We start from the raw sequence: 320 nt of genomic DNA, 5'->3' as shown, positions 1-320 counted from the left end.
CCATTGCGATGGAAGCGGCTAACAGCCTGTAATCAGTTCTGCGGTGGGCGCAATCTGTCCGGGCTCACCGCCAGCTGACGACTATCCCTGGCCGGAGATTGCCCATACAGGCGGCGATACTCCCGGCTGAACTGTGACGCGCTCTGATACCCCACCCGATAGCCTGCCGTACCGGCATCCAGCTTTTCTACCATCATCAAACGTCGCGCCTCATTCAGCCGCAGTTGTTTCTGGTATTGCATCGGCGTCATGGCCGTGACGGCTTTGAAGTGATGATGCAGCGAAGAGATACTCATGCCGACACTGCTGGCGAGCCGATC

1 protein-coding gene is annotated in these 320 nt (G+C 58.4%); it reads right to left on the bottom strand.

The window, feature by feature from the left end; translation table 11 throughout:
• Positions 1-32: 32 nt before the first annotated feature.
• Positions 33-320: helix-turn-helix transcriptional regulator (locus SB756_RS28920; protein WP_410912960.1), on the bottom strand; the 288-nt coding region annotated here is incomplete at its 5' end.

The organism is Pseudomonas sp. SIMBA_068 (assembly GCF_046534705.1).
Taxonomy (GTDB): Bacteria; Pseudomonadota; Gammaproteobacteria; order Pseudomonadales; family Pseudomonadaceae; genus Aquipseudomonas; species Aquipseudomonas putida.
The sequence above is the reverse complement of the archived record's forward strand: the minus strand, read 5'-3'. Positions and strand labels throughout refer to the sequence as shown.